The organism is Hydrotalea sp. AMD, assembly GCF_004100315.1.
In the GTDB taxonomy this organism is placed as follows: domain Bacteria; phylum Bacteroidota; class Bacteroidia; order Chitinophagales; family Chitinophagaceae; genus Hydrotalea; species Hydrotalea flava.
This window is the reverse complement of record NZ_SCKY01000024.1, coordinates 1-17,717: the sequence shown is the minus strand read 5'-3', so window position 1 is coordinate 17,717 and position 17,717 is coordinate 1. Positions and strand designations below refer to the sequence as shown.

Annotated in this window: 16 protein-coding genes; 3 read left to right on the top strand and 13 right to left on the bottom strand. The window is 36.1% G+C overall.

The window, feature by feature from the left end:
- Positions 1 to 190: 190 nt before the first annotated feature.
- Positions 191 to 454, top strand: a complete 264-nt coding sequence (locus tag EO766_RS14990) for a hypothetical protein (RefSeq protein ID WP_068241748.1) — start codon at positions 191 to 193, stop codon at positions 452 to 454.
- Positions 455 to 462: 8 nt separating this feature from the next.
- Here EO766_RS14990 and EO766_RS14985 read toward each other — a convergent pair whose 3' ends face one another.
- From EO766_RS14985 to EO766_RS14945, 9 genes are all read right to left on the bottom strand, one after another.
- The gene (locus EO766_RS14985; RefSeq protein WP_068241746.1) at positions 463 to 1,605 is read right to left on the bottom strand and encodes a Wadjet anti-phage system protein JetD domain-containing protein; all 1,143 of its coding nucleotides are present in this window, start codon (positions 1,603 to 1,605) and stop codon (positions 463 to 465) included.
- The gene (locus tag EO766_RS14980) at positions 1,602 to 5,000 is read right to left on the bottom strand and encodes an ATP-binding protein (RefSeq protein ID WP_068241744.1); all 3,399 of its coding nucleotides are present in this window, start codon (positions 4,998 to 5,000) and stop codon (positions 1,602 to 1,604) included. Before EO766_RS14980 ends, EO766_RS14985 begins: the two co-directional genes overlap by 4 nt.
- Positions 4,981 to 5,574 (bottom strand): DUF4194 domain-containing protein, encoded by a 594-nt coding sequence (locus EO766_RS14975; RefSeq protein WP_068241741.1) that lies wholly within the window; start codon positions 5,572 to 5,574, stop codon positions 4,981 to 4,983. The genes EO766_RS14980 and EO766_RS14975 overlap by 20 nt, the downstream gene beginning before the upstream one ends.
- Before the next feature lies 1 nt (position 5,575).
- A complete protein-coding gene (locus tag EO766_RS14970; RefSeq protein ID WP_068241739.1) occupies positions 5,576 to 7,039 on the bottom strand; it encodes a DUF3375 domain-containing protein in 1,464 nt (487 codons plus the stop codon).
- 55 nt (positions 7,040 to 7,094) lie between these two features.
- Positions 7,095 to 7,568 carry a JAB domain-containing protein gene (locus EO766_RS14965; protein WP_068241737.1) on the bottom strand — a complete coding sequence of 158 codons (474 nt, stop codon included), beginning with the start codon at positions 7,566 to 7,568 and terminating at the stop codon, positions 7,095 to 7,097.
- Positions 7,569 to 7,761: 193 nt separating this feature from the next.
- Complete coding sequence (locus EO766_RS14960) at positions 7,762 to 8,628, bottom strand: caspase family protein (RefSeq protein WP_167516784.1); 867 nt, start codon at positions 8,626 to 8,628, stop codon at positions 7,762 to 7,764.
- 147 nt (positions 8,629 to 8,775) lie between these two features.
- Positions 8,776 to 9,810 carry a DUF932 domain-containing protein gene (locus tag EO766_RS14955; protein ID WP_074419601.1) on the bottom strand — a complete coding sequence of 345 codons (1,035 nt, stop codon included), beginning with the start codon at positions 9,808 to 9,810 and terminating at the stop codon, positions 8,776 to 8,778.
- A 66-nt stretch (positions 9,811 to 9,876) separates the two neighbouring features.
- Positions 9,877 to 10,275 (bottom strand): single-stranded DNA-binding protein, encoded by a 399-nt coding sequence (locus EO766_RS14950; RefSeq protein WP_068241731.1) that lies wholly within the window; start codon positions 10,273 to 10,275, stop codon positions 9,877 to 9,879.
- 571 nt (positions 10,276 to 10,846) lie between these two features.
- Positions 10,847 to 11,350, bottom strand: a complete 504-nt coding sequence (locus EO766_RS14945) for a gamma-glutamylcyclotransferase family protein (protein WP_068241729.1) — start codon at positions 11,348 to 11,350, stop codon at positions 10,847 to 10,849.
- A 244-nt stretch (positions 11,351 to 11,594) separates the two neighbouring features.
- Between EO766_RS14945 and EO766_RS14940 the strand changes: the two genes are divergently transcribed.
- Positions 11,595 to 13,292: a DUF262 domain-containing protein gene (locus EO766_RS14940; RefSeq protein WP_068241727.1), complete on the top strand. Its 1,698-nt coding sequence runs from the start codon at positions 11,595 to 11,597 to the stop codon at positions 13,290 to 13,292.
- 49 nt (positions 13,293 to 13,341) lie between these two features.
- A complete protein-coding gene (locus EO766_RS14935) occupies positions 13,342 to 13,770 on the top strand; it encodes a hypothetical protein (protein ID WP_068241726.1) in 429 nt (142 codons plus the stop codon).
- 159 nt (positions 13,771 to 13,929) lie between these two features.
- On the opposite strand, the gene EO766_RS14930 is transcribed toward EO766_RS14935, so the two are convergent.
- The 4 genes from EO766_RS14930 to EO766_RS14915 form a co-directional block, all read right to left on the bottom strand.
- Positions 13,930 to 16,122 carry a TonB-dependent receptor gene (locus EO766_RS14930; protein ID WP_218836917.1) on the bottom strand — a complete coding sequence of 731 codons (2,193 nt, stop codon included), beginning with the start codon at positions 16,120 to 16,122 and terminating at the stop codon, positions 13,930 to 13,932.
- A 39-nt stretch (positions 16,123 to 16,161) separates the two neighbouring features.
- On the bottom strand, positions 16,162 to 16,665 hold the full coding sequence (locus tag EO766_RS14925) for a TlpA family protein disulfide reductase (RefSeq protein WP_167516783.1): 504 nt from the start codon (positions 16,663 to 16,665) through the stop codon (positions 16,162 to 16,164).
- A 65-nt stretch (positions 16,666 to 16,730) separates the two neighbouring features.
- Positions 16,731 to 17,096, bottom strand: a complete 366-nt coding sequence (locus tag EO766_RS14920) for a heavy-metal-associated domain-containing protein (protein ID WP_068241721.1) — start codon at positions 17,094 to 17,096, stop codon at positions 16,731 to 16,733.
- Positions 17,097 to 17,182: 86 nt separating this feature from the next.
- Positions 17,183 to 17,524 (bottom strand): hypothetical protein, encoded by a 342-nt coding sequence (locus EO766_RS14915; RefSeq protein WP_143439617.1) that lies wholly within the window; start codon positions 17,522 to 17,524, stop codon positions 17,183 to 17,185.
- Between the last annotated feature and the right edge of the window lie 193 nt (positions 17,525 to 17,717).

Below are 17,717 nucleotides of genomic sequence, written 5' to 3'. Positions count from 1 at the left end.
TTGCCATGTGCAAGACCGGGCACATTACTTCTTTACAAAATCTATCCGTTGGGGATATTTTATGCTCCTGTAAAGTCATAAGAAAAGAGGTGTAAAATGTGTACCAGTATTGCAATTTGCATGGCTAATATTTAGTCAGGCAACACTTTTATTTCGTTAATTACAGAATGATTATTTTAGCTGCATAAAAATGGATATAAAGACTGAAGAAATTAAAAAGATTGTTTTAGGCGATAACAGCCTGTTTTCTTACACAATAAAGAAGGTAGAAATAGTAAATGTTTTAGGTACAGTGGTTGCTGTATTAGATGAATATTTCATTACAAATTCTGCCGGAGAAAAATACAAATTATACAAGACTAAAGAGGGTAATTGGTATGATGTACCGGAAGCAAATACAGGGGTTGCTAAGAGTATTTTAATTGCTCTAAAATTAAAAATTGATACTCACTGATTTCTTGTTTATTGGCTTGTTAAATTAAGCCTCTCCAAAATATAGTTGTTCGTTATTCTTTCCTGTTCTAATCTCTTATTATTTGTTTGCAAGAATTCATACAGCCACACTTCATCCTCATTTAGCATATCAAGTTGCAACTTTCTATAGGTAGATGTAACTGCAAACTGTTTGAACTGCTCATAAGTTACTTTGTCCATCAATAAGCTTAATGCAGAAGGATAATATTGCCGGATGATATTCAGCATTTCAAAGCCAGCAGCATCAAGGTCAAACCAGCAGTAAAGCTCTGCTTTAGCTAGCCATGGAATGTGTTTACTTACCCGGCTTTTAAAACCTTCCCCAAAAATAGCTACGGCATTTTTTATTTTGGGAAACGAAAGAAAACAAGCCCTGTTTTCAATAATAAATACCTTCTCTGGTTGCCAGTTTAGCAAGGCTGAATCGTCTATAGTTAGTGCTACTTCATCGAATCCAACAGCATGTTTCAGGCTCTCATCTAATATTCTTATTTGGGCATAAACATTGGGTTTTTTGATATAGTAGCGTCCTGAAAAACTCGTTTCATTTTTATTTATCCAATCTGGTGGTAATAGTATGTCTAACAGCTTTTTCAGGGCTGCTGTATTATCTTCAATAAATTTTGAATGAACTTCTATGGGCAGTTCCCTTAAATACAAATTATGAGGCGGCTTATTCTTACTAAAATAGTTACAGACTTTTATTAAATCGGGCAGATTGCCTGATTCATTTAATAAAAATGGTACATTATCTTTCGCCCATTCTGATAATATTGGGAAGGATGCTGTAAGCAAATTAAAGGCATTATAAATTGCTGAATAACCAGCAACCTTCTTTGTAAAAAAAAGATAATCAGAAAAACTTTCAAAATATATTTTGGCTGGTATTTTTTGTTTTGTACCATCAATTGTTTTCTCTCTCCACTCTACAGTGTATCCTTTGCCTTTTGCATCTTTTGAATGTTGATACAAGGGTACAATAGCATCTTTCAATTCGCTGAAATTTGTACCGGAAACTTTTTTATTAGAAGATATAACTAACGGAAATACCTCTTCACCTTTCAGCACAGCACTTACAGTTTTAAAAAACTGCTTTGTTGATTTCTCAAATAGTTCTTTTGGCGTAATCATTCTTTGGTCTCGGCTAATTGTTTAAAGCTTTCTTTCTTTTCGTAATACTGTTCCATGGTTAGATTGTACAGGACAGAACTTTTCTTGTTTTTTATTTCTACAAAATGAACAGAGCTAATATAGGGTTCTGCTATATTAATTTTATCCAATGGAGTAACTACTAAAATTTGAAGATTTAACTGGGCGCAAAATTCCATCAGGAACCGGCTTTTTTCAGGGTCCAATTTGCTAAAAGCTTCATCAACCGTAATAAAGCGGAGACTCTTATGCTGTTTACCCTGCTGAAATATGCCAAACTGGTGGGCAATAGCTGCACCTAAAATCGCATAAGTAAATTGTGCTTTTTGCCCACCGGAATAACTGGCTGTGTTATCATGATATTGACCAGCTTTATTTTCTACAGCCGAATATTCCCTGGCACTGAATACAAGCCAGTTTCTTACATCTGTTACTTTCCTTCGCCAGGTTTCTTCCTTTTGCAATTCAGTAATTAACTCTTTTATTTTATTAAATACTTCCTGCCGGTAATTTTCATCTTTCTGAATAGCAAAATCCAGTGTATTAGGTATGGCACTATTTAACTGACCCCGGAAAATATTTATTTCATTTTCACCCCTTAGCTGTCGGCATTCCAACTGAAGATAAGTATCAGGATTTCGGTTGAAAGTTATTTTTTTGAGTGGCACATTCAACTCTTCAATCATATCCTCAATTTTACACAGTTCATTGTTAAGCCAGGCCCTGTAGCTTGTAAGGGCATCCAGCATACTTTTATCCATATAATCCCGGAACCTTCGTTTATGTTCAACCAGCCGCTGCGTTTTTATAGTTTTATATAAATCTTCCAAATCATCAAGCCCTGTCAGGTCTGCTTTTATGTTCATTACATCACCGCTCCAGTTAGCAAATTCGTTGGTGATTTTTTCTCCTGGATTTTTAAAGGCGGCAATTAATGTAGTGGTATCAAGTTCGAGTTTATTAACGGCATTGCCTGCTGTTTTTTGTCTTGTTTTTAATTTAATGGCAGCCTGCGCCACCATACTGTCAAACTGCGCTAATGTTTGCATACCAGATGAAGCAATTTCTTCTTCATTTATAAATTCAATAATTACCTGTTCACCTGCTTCCTGCAATTCTTCAAACTTCAGATTAAACTTATGCAGATTCTTACTGTTATATTCATCGTCCAGTTTACTAATCTTTGTTATCAGCGCATCTCTATTATCTTTCTGGGTCTGCAGTTGCTTTTCTACTTCTTTTATTTGATTGACGATTAATTCATAAGCATCAGATGATTTTTTTAAATCCTGCACCTGTTTGTTCAATGCGTTAATCTTTTCTGCATGTTGAGCTGAATTTATGTCGTCATAATTTTTTATCTGTATGAGGTTAGAAATAGTTTGGGCTTTTGATTGTAAAACCGAAATAAGTGGTGTTAATTCTTTTATTTCATCAGACAGTTTAGTATGGAGTTTTTCTTCATTTGATTTTTGCTGTAGCAGGTACTGAATGGTTGCTTTATTATCCCATCCCAGCCTGTATCTTGATTTATCCCATCTTCCCGGCCTGTCATCTTTCTCATGCCTGTTTACATTTCTTATCAAACCATTTGAAGTAATGGCTTTTGGCGAACCATAAAACACTTCTAAATCATCCGTACAATAATAATTAAATCTGTCAAGCAGTGTGGTTTCAAGCCATTTTGTGTATTCTGATTCCTTTAATTCCAATTTATTTACTAAAGCATCGTTATCCGCTGGCCAGCGTAGAATACTGTTGGAAGGTCTTCGTTCAATTTTATAATATACCAGTTTTGTTCGCATATCATTATTGTAAATAAACTGGTTTGCTGCTTTGCTGAATTTTTCAGGAACCAGAAGTTGCATAGAGAAATTGTGTAATAGTTTTTCAATTGAATCTTCCCAAAGCTGTTCAGATGTTTTCACTTTGATTAATTCACCTGCAAACGGAATTTCATCTTCTGTTGTTTCCAGTATATCGACTAATCTTTTTCTTGCATTAATAAGGTCGTCGGGAATCCTGTTTTTTCTGGACAAAAGAGATGTGATTTGCTGCTGCAGGTTATCAATTTTATTACTTACACTTTCCTGCTCAATTTTTAGTCTCAATTTCTTTTCACCAAACTTTTCCGCTTCTGCCGGAACTGAAGAGTTTAACTCAAGGATTTTATTATAATTATCTCTGAATACATTTGCATCAATATCGGTATCCAGCTTTAACTGTTCACAGAATTTTACATACCGGGTATTCTCAGCACTCTTGCGATTTCGTTTTTCTGTTTCGCTGTCAATATCTTTATTCAGCAAAGAGACCTGGCTGTCTATATTAAGTGCAGCCCTTTGAGTAATAAGATGCTCCTTTTCTTTATCAAGACTATCTACAGAAGCCGAAACTAACTCTTTATCCTTTGTGGCAATTTCAATATCCAGTTCAAGCCTTTCAACATCTTTCTCCAATAATCCATACTCAATTTTACCAAGATAAAAGGGCATTTGTTCTTCGATAAAATCCAGCTTTTCCTTTTTACTCCGTAATTCTGTTAGCTTGGATTTATTTTCAATTACAGGCTGTAAAAGCTCAAGCTGCTTTTCGTCTTTTTGTATCGCCTTATGACTTATTAATAAATCGCTATAATGATTGTAAAGGCTTTTAAATTGTTCTTCTGCATCTGCCTCCTCCAGCATTTCCTGGCGTATGAAATTGGTTAAGTCACCTAATACTTTTATACCCACGGTCTGGCTGAAAAGTGAAAGAGCTTTGTCTCTTAAACCAAACAGTTCACTAAACCTGGCCGCATATTCTTTAAAGCTGTTATACACTTCAGTTTTGGCGTATTGTTTTACCAGCTTTTTCTTCCAGTCGCCTCTAAAGTCAAAATGGTCTTTTCCAAAGTTGTCATTTATATTCAGGGGATAAGGTGAAACAATAAATACCTTTTGCAGTCCGCCATTACCAAACCACCTCGCCTGCACCAATGTAATTGTATGTTGTGTGCCTGAATTTTGAAAACAGGCGAGTAGAACTGAATAAGGATTATCCGCTTTGGTACGCAACTGTTCCGTCTTTGACTTTTCCTCTGCTTCAGAAAATGTTTTACCATGATAGCCCCAGAAATAGGAATTTTCATCCCGTTCTTTTTTGGATTCAGCACCCGAAGATTGGTTATAAAATCTTTTATTAGTAGGTACAAGTATAGTAAGTAACGCATCAATCAACGTCGTTTTGCCACTGCCATTTGCACCTGTAAGCAGAGAAGTGCGGCCATCGGGCTGTAGTTTATATACCTTACCATTGAATGTACCCCAGTTAAACACCTCCAGGTATCTAAGCCGGTATCCATTATCTGAATTATTATTACTGAACAGGGTTGACATAGTTGCTTAACTTATTCTTTATTTCTTCAAGCTTATCATTACTGATAAAGGCTTTGATAATTCTTTTTATTTCATACTGGTTATTGTCTTTATTGACACTATCTTCCCGGTTGAGTTTCAGGATGCCAATATTTATTAAACTGGTTATTGGCTTTGACAAGTCTTTCCATAATTTACTTTTGTTGGTTTGTTCTTTAGAAAACAATTCTATCCGTTCTTTTATTTCTTTTTGGGTGAGATAGAATTTTGTTCCGTCACTTTTAACATCAAATTCTTCAAGCCCTTCCCTCAGCATTACAGCAAGCAATGTAGCCTCATAATTTAAAGACTGCTTTTTCATAAGGCGTGGCAATGGATTATCATCATTTTCATCAGTTTCAGGTTGCATAATCCTTGCAAAACCATCTGGCTCATTAATGATAAGTTCCATACCTATTTTACCGAAATATTCCTGTATGGCAGATTGCCAACCTAATAATTCCCGCCAGATGTTTTTATCATCTGCATAAACCGGCCCTTGCAATAGTTTAATAATTACTGCTGCAAATGGAGCTCTTGCTATTTTTGTTTCCATATTAATTTGTTGTTGGCCGTGTATAAATCACCATTGGCACATTTACCTTTCTTTCACCAATTAAAATTGGCTCTTTCGCTTCTTCTATTATTATATGATGCGTACTTGAAGTAGCTATCGAAAAATAACCAACTATTTCACTCAGTCCATTTTCAATTCCATATTCATCAATAATTTCTTTCAATGTAACCTGAGTCTTTTCTTCAAGCATAGTATCAATTCTCTGTAATAGTTTCTTTCTGTCAATTGTAAACTGGTCAAAGAGTAATTTAAAATCGGCATCCCCATCTTCGCCGGTGCCATCAGGGAATAATATGCCCGTAATATCGTCTTTCTCTTCACCGGGTTCCCATCTGTCAAAAAGATTAATGTAGGGCTCATCCTCAATAACTATAAAATCATCTTCCTTTATTTTTGTTTCAATAAGGGAATAAGCCATTTGCCTTATATCGCCAATCAACTCCATTGCCCGCCTTCTTTCCAGCATATTTTTTTCAGAAAGTACACGGCTAATTTTTTCGCTTAATTTTCTGTTTGAATCAATCACTTTACGTCCTGATACATGCAGGTAGCGCTTCAGGTGTTTTAAAAACCTGTCGTTATTATAATCAATATTGTGTTCATTCAAAAGATGATAAAGTCTTTCCGTAAGTTGTGTAAATTCCTGTTGTCTTCTTTCGTCCATCAAAAATTCCCAAAAAGCTTTAAAACTTTTTCCCTGTGGCTTCTGGTCAATGTCATCAAGGGCATCCAAAGCAAATACCAATAATGTACCTTTAGCTATATCTTTTTCTGTGTACTTCCGTTGTATATCCTTTCTTATTTGTTCAAAGTTCTGTTCTACTTCGCTGAAATCTGCAAGCAGTTCCCTTGCCATTTTGTTTAGATCGTAAAATTGTTCTTTAATCTCTGTTTCATCAAACACTGATGGTTTCTTTCCAGACTTTAACAGGTTTATCTCGTCTTCAATAGCCCATTTTTTCTTTTGCAATTCTTCTATTCTTGCTTCTGCATCTTCGTTAGTCTGTTCAATCATTTTTTGAAGCTTAAAGAAAATATCCTTGAAACGGCTGTTTGTTCCTACATGTTCCCTGCGTTCTAAATCAGCAATCCATTTTAAAGCCTTACGAGTGTCTGGAGTTAATTCATGCAGGTCTTCGCCTTCATCGTTGGGATATTTACTTAAGAATCCGCCATTGCTCCATTTATCAATGTACTGTGATGCCCTGATTGAGAAGTCATCAAACAATGTCCCGGCATCCAGTTCTTCATCTTTTTCTTCATAAGACAGTTCTTCCATATATCCTTCCAGCTTACTTCGCAATTCGCTATTTGTAATGGTGGTTACGTTTGCATCTGAAAATACCTTTTGGAAAAAGGAAATAATAAATGCAGCATTTTTAGCCCTTAAAAGCAGTAAAGGTTTGGCTGTTTTAAATTGTACAAGAATTTCCTCAAAGGTCATATACCGAAAATAGCATTTTTAGTTAAGAGAATGAAATAGAATGATTTAGAGGGGCTTACAATAACCCCTCATCAGCAAAGCTATAATACCCTTCGCAGGTAATAATAATGTGGTCTATCACTTTTATATCGTGGTAAGAAGCAGCAACTTTTATCTTTTGAGTTAATTCTTCATCAGCCCTGCTTGGTTTTAGATTTCCTGACGGATGATTGTGAGAAAGAATAATGCTTACAGCAAGAGATTTAATAGCAGCAGCCAGTATCAATCTTGGGTCTGCCACTGTACCTGTAATACCACCTGCGGAAGCTTCATAAACACCAATTACTTTGTTACCCCTGTTCAATAGCAACACTTTAAATTCTTCCTGCATCTCAATAGTGTTTTCATTCCATAGTTCTTTCAGCAATTGATAACAATCTTTAACGCTGGAAATCTTTGGCCGCTCAGAAGCCTTTACTTTTGTTTTATACACCAATTCTACTTCAGCTACTCTTGTCCATTCCGGAAAATTCATTACTAACTGTTCCATAACATTTCATTTTAAAGATTTAAAAATTAATTATGGAACCTGTCCCGTCTTTTGGCGACCAAGGCAATGAAGCAACGGAATAAATAGTATCTTAAATTATGTGTGAACAGCTTTTTTATGCCGGAATTTCATTGCCGCCACGGAGACAAAAGGCGAACTTTGTGGGAGAATTAATGAAGAAAATAAGAAGCTTTTAATCGGAACTATTAGCTATTAAAACAATCCCAAGTAATATTAAACCCAAGGCTAAAGCTCCAGAATTTGATGGCTCTCTTCTTGAGATAGTTCGGGGCTTATTATGATTGGAGAAATTTGAATAAACCGCTTTAGCTTCAGTCTTAACGTAAACAGCAAACGGTACCTGCATGTTGCCGCTTGAATAAACTATCTCAGGTTCTTGTTCATCGCCTGACTGTTTAATAATCTTTCTTGCCTTTTTGAGTGATTGTTCTATACTATGCGGAGCATAAAGAGCAGCGCATTGAATTTTTCTTGCACTTAGTATTAAACTGGTCGTAAATATGCCACCTCTACCATTTACATCTTCCCATGAAGCAAACCCACTTTTTGTTGCATGAATTATTTTCTTTCCAACCGGCGATTGCAAAATATAATTATCAAATGCCTCTCTTTCCGGATAATAACCATCAAAAGGCAACCATTCTTCCTCCTCCGGAATACCGCTGATTGCGGGATATTCTTTTTCCCGGCAGGCATCAATCACTATTAATTGCCGGGGACTATTATTCAGCAGAAAAAAGTCAGAAACATCTGCATCACATAAGCATATTTTTCTTTCTCTGATAGTAGTCTCATAACCGTGTCCAGCATAATAAACAAAAAGATAATCTGCAATTGTGTTTTCTACAATTGCAGCTAATTCTGCAATGCCCGGATCCCATAACACTTGTATCTCGTTATCCTTCCATTTACCTCCCCTTGAAGAAAGCAAGTGATTTTTGATATTCGTGACATCTGTTGAGGTGCTATATAAATAGTCCACACCCTCAATACCGGGGGAACCGATTATCAGGGCTTTCCTAATTGGTTCTATTTGCATAGCATAGTGCATTATCCAAATTTACCATTACAATCTATTATCACCAAAACCTCAAGCTGCCCCGCCATTTTGTAAACTCTACCACGATGTTGCGGGGCAGCTTTTTTACAAGTTTAAGGGGCATTTTGCAATGCCCCTTAATAATCGTCAATTATAAATACCCACCATTTCACTCTTTACAAAATCCTCACAAAGTTGAAAGGCTTTTTGTGTTCTTAACTGTGCCGTTCCTCCGTACAATAAGGATTTCATTTTGGCTTCATCATCTTTGTAATTTCTTACATTCTGAAAATAGCCGGTAATAGCGTTGTAAGCTCCAAACACCGTTCCTTTTGTGGTTTCGTATTGCTGCGATAGGCTGCTCATGTTATATTCATACACATCATCACACATATTTTTAAAACAAGTACTCAGTTCATCCAGTTCTCCTTTCTGAATGTTTTGCAATACCTCTTTATTAGGAACCATCGCCATTTGTATTAGCTTCTGTACTTCCTTATCGGTAATACGAACCTTTGCCCATTGGTTAAAAATCCCTTCTAACTGTACAGAAAGCTGGTTAGATATTCCCATTACTTTGTGAGCTTCCTCCAGCCGTTCTTTCGCATTGACAGTATGACGAATTTTAACGGAATTACTACAGTTTCTCAAAGCGGCACTGAGGGTATTGTTACAAACAATTCTTGTAGGTGTAAATGCCGCCATGATGCTTCCAAAACCATCATGCGAAGTGGTAAGAAATAAATACTTTTCAATCATATCATCATTGCCCACTTTGATATAACCGGGAAGTTTGGCTGTTATAAAAATCTTCTCGCCTTTGCCTAATGCTCCTGCGGTTTCGTATTGGATGCCATCACCATCTACAATAGCATCAAAAAAACTAAAGGCATCTGCATTTTGTACTACTTCATAATCTTTACCCAAACGGTCACCCAATATGGCGTTGGTATCAGGGCGGTAAGTATAAAAAGAACTGTTGGAAACTATTTCGTTTCCATTATCCAATCTGTGAATATTAGGTCTTTTGGAAACTTCAAAATCAAGCCCTGCAAATTGCAATGCTTCTTTACTGGTGGGATAATCCTGTACAATTTGCCCCAAACCATGCCATGCCTTTTCATTTACTGAAAAGAAACTGTGTTTACCTGTTTGTTCATTAAAATTGATATTGTGTGCCATAGTTATAATTTTTTGAATGATTAAAAAATGAAAGGCATCCCGCCGTTTGACGGGATGCCATGAAAGTTAAAATGGTAAATCCTCTGCAACTTCTGAAACTGCCGCAGGTGTGGTGTTCATTGGCACTACAGGTGCAGGTGTTGCATTACCACCAGTAGAACGGCCATGCAGTTTGATGGTATTTACATGGAATGTAAGACTGGCTTTTACTTCGCCTTCTTTGTTCGTCCAGGCGTTTGCACTAATACGGCCATAACATTCTACCAAAGTACCTTTGGTTAAATAAGACGATACACCCGGATTAATCCAGTACGAACAGTTTACATAGGTTACAATTTTTTGTACTTCGGTACTGCCTTTTGCTTTGTAAGTGTCATTAATAGCAATGGAAAAGTTCACCACTTTTTTCCCTGCTTTTGTTTCGATAATGGTTGCGTCTGCTGTAATTCTTCCGATGATTTCCATAACTGAATTTTTAAATGTTTAAAAAATGATTGTTTAATTGTGTTCTGATGATGAAAAAAAATGTTTTGTAAAAGAAAAAATGGAAAAAAAGAAAGCATTACAGTAAGGCGGCTGCATGGAAGCAAAAAGGAAACGGAATAAATAAAATCGTAAGTAGTGTGGTATATTCTTGTTTATGCCGTAGTCTTTTTGCACTTTGATAAATCATTATCGCAGCCGCATAGCTTCGCTTTCGCTTTTGCCCATTTTCTTACAAAACGGGTTATTACTATTTATGGATTCTTATTTGCGAAATGATAGGGGTATTCTTTAAAGTATCAGGAATATATGAATGCCTGGAATTGTGTTTGGCAGGAGCGATTTCTGGAATCTGGTGGAGAAGCCAATCTCAATTCCCAATAATCTTTATCCGGTGCAATGGTTTCGCCGTTTCGTTATGACGAAGGAGTAACGATTTATATAAATGGAGAAAGGATTGCGCCGGGTCTATTGATGATAGAAGAACAGAACGATGAACGGAGCGTCGCACCGGAAGATGCACAAAGATTTAAAAGCCGGTAACAAAAAAATACTACTTTCCTGAAAGAATAGAATAGTTTTTTGTTCTTCTTTCTTCATCATGGTCACGAATGCAAATAATAGATTGTAGTTGTGAAATATATTCAGCAGGTAATTTATTTTGGATTGCACCGCTTATAATAAATTCTTTATACCAATCATACGGTAGCAAAGTATTATCTATAGAGTTACTGTCGGCAATATAAACCTGGGCAGTGTAAGTATTGTTGATGTCATCAAAAAAAGTCAATATATCTTCATTGTAACCCATGCCTAAACCTTCTGCTTTATCAAGCAAATATTTTTCATTACTATTAATGGTGAACAACACTCCCCAAACCAATTCAGCAAGATTATCAATCTTTATAATATTGGCTTTTGCAGAACCATCCTTGCTTACTTTGTTACAAACTAATCTGTATCCCGGAAGAAATGCGTTGGTAACCTTCACTGCCGAAGGAACCCTTTTTGTAAGCCTGTTCAGATTCATATTTGAGCCGTAAGCAAAAATCAACATATAGCATTCAGGATTAGATTACAAATGTATATGGCTTCTTTATTTATCTGGAATTGTGTTTGGCAGGACAGGTTATGTATATCTGCCGATAGCCAAACTCAATTGCTGAGTTCATTGTCCGGCACAGTGGTTCTGCCATCTGTCATAATAAAGGAGAATGTTTGAAAAGGCAGAAGGACTGTGCCGGGTCTCCCTGATAATTAAGAAAATCAGTCTAAATTAGCAATTCAATAACTAACTGTTTATGGCAATCTGGAAATCATATAAAATATCAGACGTAATCAACGAAATAGAAGAGGAAAAATTTGTTCTCCCCGTTATTCAGCGAAGACTGGTTTGGGATGAGGAAAAAATGGAACTGCTGTTTGATACATTATTGAAAGGTGACTCTTTTGGCGGCATTATGGTGATTGAGGAAGAAAAGGGAAGTAAACCACTTTTTAATTACAGGACATTTACAAAAGATGGTGGCATCATAAATTCAAGACAAGTAGATACTCTAACCCAATTACAAAATTTCGTTATTGACGGGCAACAGCGATTGCAATCCTTTTATATAGGGCTAAAAGGGAGTTTTAATGGCAAAGTTTTATATTTTGACTTGTTCAGTGATTATAATACTGAATTTGAATTTAAGTTTGAAAAGGAAGAAAGTAAACTTCCGAAACAGTCAAAGGGAAATGAAGACAGAACAATACCTGAACATAACTGGTATCTTGCCAGTTCCTTGCTAAAAAGATTAAAAGACACCAACGATGAAGACCAGGTTGCTGAAGAAATAATAAAGGTACAAAATATACAGGATGCTATTCAAACAAAACATGTTGAAAAAAACATAAAAGCGTTTTACAAGAATACCTTGACAGCGGATTGTCTTGGTATTTCAAAAGTGTCAGTGAATAAGTCATTTGATGAAATAACCAATAAACAAAGAATCGTTGAGTTATTCCGAAGATTGAACGATGGCGGCACAAAGCTTTCTTCGTTTGATTTGGTAGCTTCTGTGCTCAAAGGATTTGAATGGGAGATGGAAGGTTTTTTAGAAGAAACCTTAAAGAGCTATGAAGAAATTGGACTAACACAGGATAATCTTATTAAATTGATTTTCCTGCTGCAGGACAATCACAAAAAAGAGATGGCTGCAATTGAAGCAGCCGATGCTCAATTTGCTATAAAAAACAGGGATAGGATTAAAATTACTCTGAAATGCCTCAAGGATTTTCTTATCAATTCAAAATTATATTACTACTATAAGGATGGTAACCGTTCTTTTATTCCATTGTTTTTTATTGCTTATCATCTTTTTCATAAGCAAATAAGCGATGCTGAACTGGGTAGATTCTTTGCCAATTTTGATGCTAAAAATACAGAGTATCCTAAAATGGAAAAATGGATTTACCATTCACTTATTAATGGGGTTTTCAAAAGTAAAGGCGCTGGATGGATACCATACAAAACAGGCATCCGTAAGCTATTAGATAAGATGCAGCATTTTAAGAACAAAGATTTCCCAACCGATGAATTGTTCCAGGTTTATACAGACCATCCAATTACGTTTACCAGAACTTATACTATCGATAACCTCGATGAATTAGAAAGTTCATTTGTTTATTACCTGATGTGCGACAGAGGACAGACTATTAGAATAAATGATATTGACCACATCATGCCTAAATCAATATTAGAATCTCTAAAGATTGAATCAGCAAAAATCAATAGTATCAGAAACTCTCAACTAATAGATTTCAGCACTAACAGAGGATTAAAAAATGCAAGCCCTTTCAAAGACTGGATTAATAATCATGTAACAGATAAAGCAGCTTTTGTAAAGCGACATTTAATTCCTGCTGATGAAACCTTGTGGACAGAGGATAGATTTGAAGAATTTGCTACTGCAAGAGCAAGTCTGATATTGAATTGTATTTTGACACACTTGAAATAGAATCTTCTTTACTTTACAGAATATCAAGCCATAGTTTATACAGGAACAAATGAAAGACAAGTTATTTAAGAATCTCTTGCACAATGCCGAAGGCTATTCAGTTCTAAATTCAGGCGGTCAGCTTGCTAAAGGATATAAACCCGATACTGTTTTAAAAAAGGAAAATGATTATATCATTATGGAATGTGATACAGGCACCAGCCGCAAAGGATATTTGGGTGCAATGCTGAAAGCAGCCAGATTTCTGACTAATGAAAAGAATGGCATATTTGTGCTTGTAATAAAAGAGAAGCCTAATACAAAGGTCAGGCAAATTGCGGAACATCTTCAGGAGTATCTGAAATGGCTAAAACCACTTACCAACCTGAGAGTTGTTTATCTGATAGAAACAACAAAATACTGTCCAGGTAAATTACCTCTGAAGATTATGAGTTCAGCATTTGAGAAAGGTGCTATTGCCATTTATGCTGATGGTTAAATGTAACTGCTTACCTCAAATTGAAAACCTGCCAGTTGAAATGATAGTTCATGCGAATCACTGTTTGTACAGCGGGCCGCCAACTAAAGGCAAGAAGGATAGGGAGTACATCACCATCCATATTATATAATTACATCCTGTTGATTTAGGAACCCTTTTTTATTTTATCATAAATCTAACTCCCAGATATAATTCTCTTCCTCTTGTTGGCCCCCAAACAGAAGATGTATCAAAATAAGGACTGAAAGGATTTTGCCAGCTTATGATTGGCCGTTGCTGCCTGAAGTCAAAAATGTTTTCACAACCTGCATATACCTCAAACTGTTTCCATGTTTTGGTGAACTGTGCATTGACAAGCGTAAATGGTTTTGATTTTTGAGGCCGCTGAAACTCCGGCGGATTAGCAGATGTATTGGGCAATTGCTGTACTCCGTACCAATGTATGTTTACATCTAAATGCCATTTGCTGGTTAAAGGCTTATAAGAAAGAGTTGATAGAATTTTATGTGCCGGATTAAACGGAAGAACAAATTTTCTCCCATTTACTTTACGGTACACATCCAAATACACATAAGCTGCTTTAGCCTCAAAGCGACTGAAAAACTTTGAATACGCTTCAACCTGAAAACCATCAGAAATTGATTTGCCAGTGAAATTAGAAATGATTGCTTTAGATGGGCTGGCATCATAATCAGGAAAAATCTGATTTTGAAATTGGGTTCGGTAATAATCAATACTGATATATCCCTCAATATTTTTACTATCAAACTTCTGTGTAAAATTTGCACCAAAATTTATTGCTTTTTCCGGCTTTAACTGCTCTGTAAAAACTATATCCCTTGAGCTTGCCAATAAACCAACATTTTCACTAAAGAGATTTACAGTTCTCCATCCTGTGCCTACAGATGCCCTGAAGGTTGAATTTTCTTTTATTTCATATTTAAGTAAAGTTCTTGGAGTGATATAAGTGCCGAACTGGTTATGAAAATCTGCACGAATGCCTGTAATCCAAACCAACTTATCACCTTTCCAGTTAAATGTATTTTCGGCGAAAATGCCAGGGATATTTTCTATTCTTTGATATCTCCCTGCAAAGGTTCTGTTTAACGGATTTGCTGTAAAAGAAATATCCTCATTCAGAGAAAGATGCCTGTAACTTATACCTGTTTTTAGTATGTGTTTTTCTTTGTACAATAATTCATACTGCAGGTTAGCATAAATATTTGTTTGACTGGCTGAGTATTTTGTAGTACCAAAAAACGAGTGCTGATTTTGATAAAATGATGACCCAATGAATGTAATTTTATGTTTATCGTTGAAACGATAACTGGTTTTTGTCCATAACTCAGGTTGCTGAATATTTACAGTTTGGCCGTAAGCATTTGTAGTGCCTTTATCTGTATTGATATTAAAATTTGTTTGCCCGCCAATTCTTTGTTCATTCAGATAACGGATACCAATCCTGGAACTCCAACCCCAGTCCCTGTCATTTCCATATTTCCATTTGTTTGAAATCATATACCTGGTAAGCAAGGGGAGGTCCATAAACTTATCATTATCCCTGTCAATCCTGTTGGCAGGTTGCACTGTATGAAATGCTGCAAGGCTACTCCATTTCTTATATTTAAATGAATAGTTGGCATTCAGATGTTTTTCCAAAAAACTATTTGCATACAAATTCAACAGAAGCTTATCGGTGTTATCAGGCTCTTTTGTTTCTACGTTTATTTGACCGCTTATGCTTTCAAAACCCTGTATCACAGAGTTTGCTCCTTTAGAAATATAAATATTGTCAACCAGTGTACCCGGTATGCTGCTGATGCCATAAGTATAAGAAAGTCCCTGTATCATCGGCATCCCGTCAATCAGCACCTGGTTGTAAACACCGGATAAACCAAGTATTCGTAATTCTTTAGAGTTGGTAATTACATTGGTAGTTTGTGGCTGAACTGACGCCTGTGTTTCAAAACAACCGGCCAAATCGCAGCAGGCGGCTTTTTTTAGTTCCACTTTTGTTATTACTTCGGTTTTTATGGGGCTGATTTCTGAAATATAAATCCCGGGTCGTTTTCCAGTTACTATAACTTCACCTAATTGCTTACCCTCCGCAAGCCTGATTTCCACTGCTTCTTCATTGTTGATTGCAATAGTGTCAGACCGGTAACCAACATAACTAACGACTAGTTTTTTGACTGTGTTTTTTGAAAATTGCAGCTCAAATATTCCAAGACTGTCGGTAATAGTTCCATTGGGTAAATCTAACCAATGTACACTTGCGCCTGCAAGTGGTTTATTGTTTTCAGTTACAACTTTGCCTTTGAGTGATTGTGCGGCTGAAATGCCTGGCATCATAAAAATTATTGCAGTTATTATATATAGTACCTTCATCTCTTAATTTTTTTGAGTTGGTAAAAGCTCTTTAAGCTTTATGAAAATGATTGTTTCATCACCTGGGTTGAAGCCAATTTTCTGCCAAATGATTCTACCTCCGTTATCAACTAACAAGAGGTGAGGAATTTCCTCTATACCAAGCGATTTCTTGACAGCTTTTTTATAATCCCAATAGATTTCAAAAGGCCAATTGCGGCGTTCTGTAAAGCTTTTGATGTATTCTTCTGTTACTCCTTCATCTGTAGAAATAGCAACCAGTTTTATACCGGTTGAGTCTTTCCATAATTGGTATTGGGATGAAATTGCCGAAAGCTCTGCCAAACAGAATTTGCACCAGGTAGCCCAGAAAGCAATTAAAACAGGTTTGTTTTTGTTTGTTAATTCCGAAGCATACAGTTTAGTACCACTAATCCTTTTAATAAGTACATGTGGCAGTGTATCAGCTTGTGCATAGGAAAATGAATAAAACATTAACAAGCACAAGCAAATGAATATTTTTTTCATTTGACGGAGTTTAGGTATTGGCACAGGCATGTTCACACCTGCGCCAATACTGTTTGTTAATGAATTTAATTTTTTGCCTTTACCTTATATGGCCGCTGGTCTGGGTGGTCGCAGCTTGCCGTACCTTCAATGGCTTTTACCAGTTCTGAATAAGATATTTTTGTGCCATCAAATTTCACTTCAAAGCTTGTGGAAGTTGACATTTTACCCACTTGCTTACAACTGCTTACGCCATTCATTTTCTCTACATTGTCGGCAATCATTTTTAAATCACCAGAACAGGTTATGCCTGATACTTTTACAGTAACAGTTGTATCGTTAGGATTTGAAGCTTTTGATTGTGGATTAGGTGTTTGGGCACAACTAACCTGTGCAATTGTGAACGACATTGCAAACAGCAACGCCATTACACTGAAATATTTTGATTTCATTGAAAATAATTTTTGAGTTAATGAATAAGAATACGCCTTTAGTATGAGCTAAAGACATAACATCAAACAGATAGTCGGGGAGTTCATTAACTTATCTTAGGCGGTTGCCAGAAGTCAGGAGCAAATTGTGAGCGGAAGTTTTCGGAAAAGGGAGTAAAGTTATTTGAATAAAAGTGAGGCTCCTTAATATTGAAAAAAGAAGAAGTTACTGTGAAGCTGCAAATGTTGCTTGCGCATGATTGAAAAGGGTTACAATTATTGTTTTGGGAATTATTGTTGCTTGATGGTTCCTGTTTCTGTTCATTACCCGTTTTGTGGCAACCTCCGCCACAACATTCAGTTGATTGTTTTTTCTTCAATAATGCTAAAGCCGGTTCCACTGAAAGGAACAACACAACAAAAGCCATTATTGAAGCAATAATTTTCATATCTGTAATGCAAGGTAATCAAATCCTTGAACTTTCCATGTAATTGAATACAATCCTGCCTCCATAAGGCAATTGATTCATAGTAATTTAGGATGGCATGTTAGACTGGCCTATATGTGTTGCTATGTGATGTTCAAGCTGTTCTTTTAGGGATTCAAGATATTTCTCCATATCTGCCAGGCATATTGCCTTT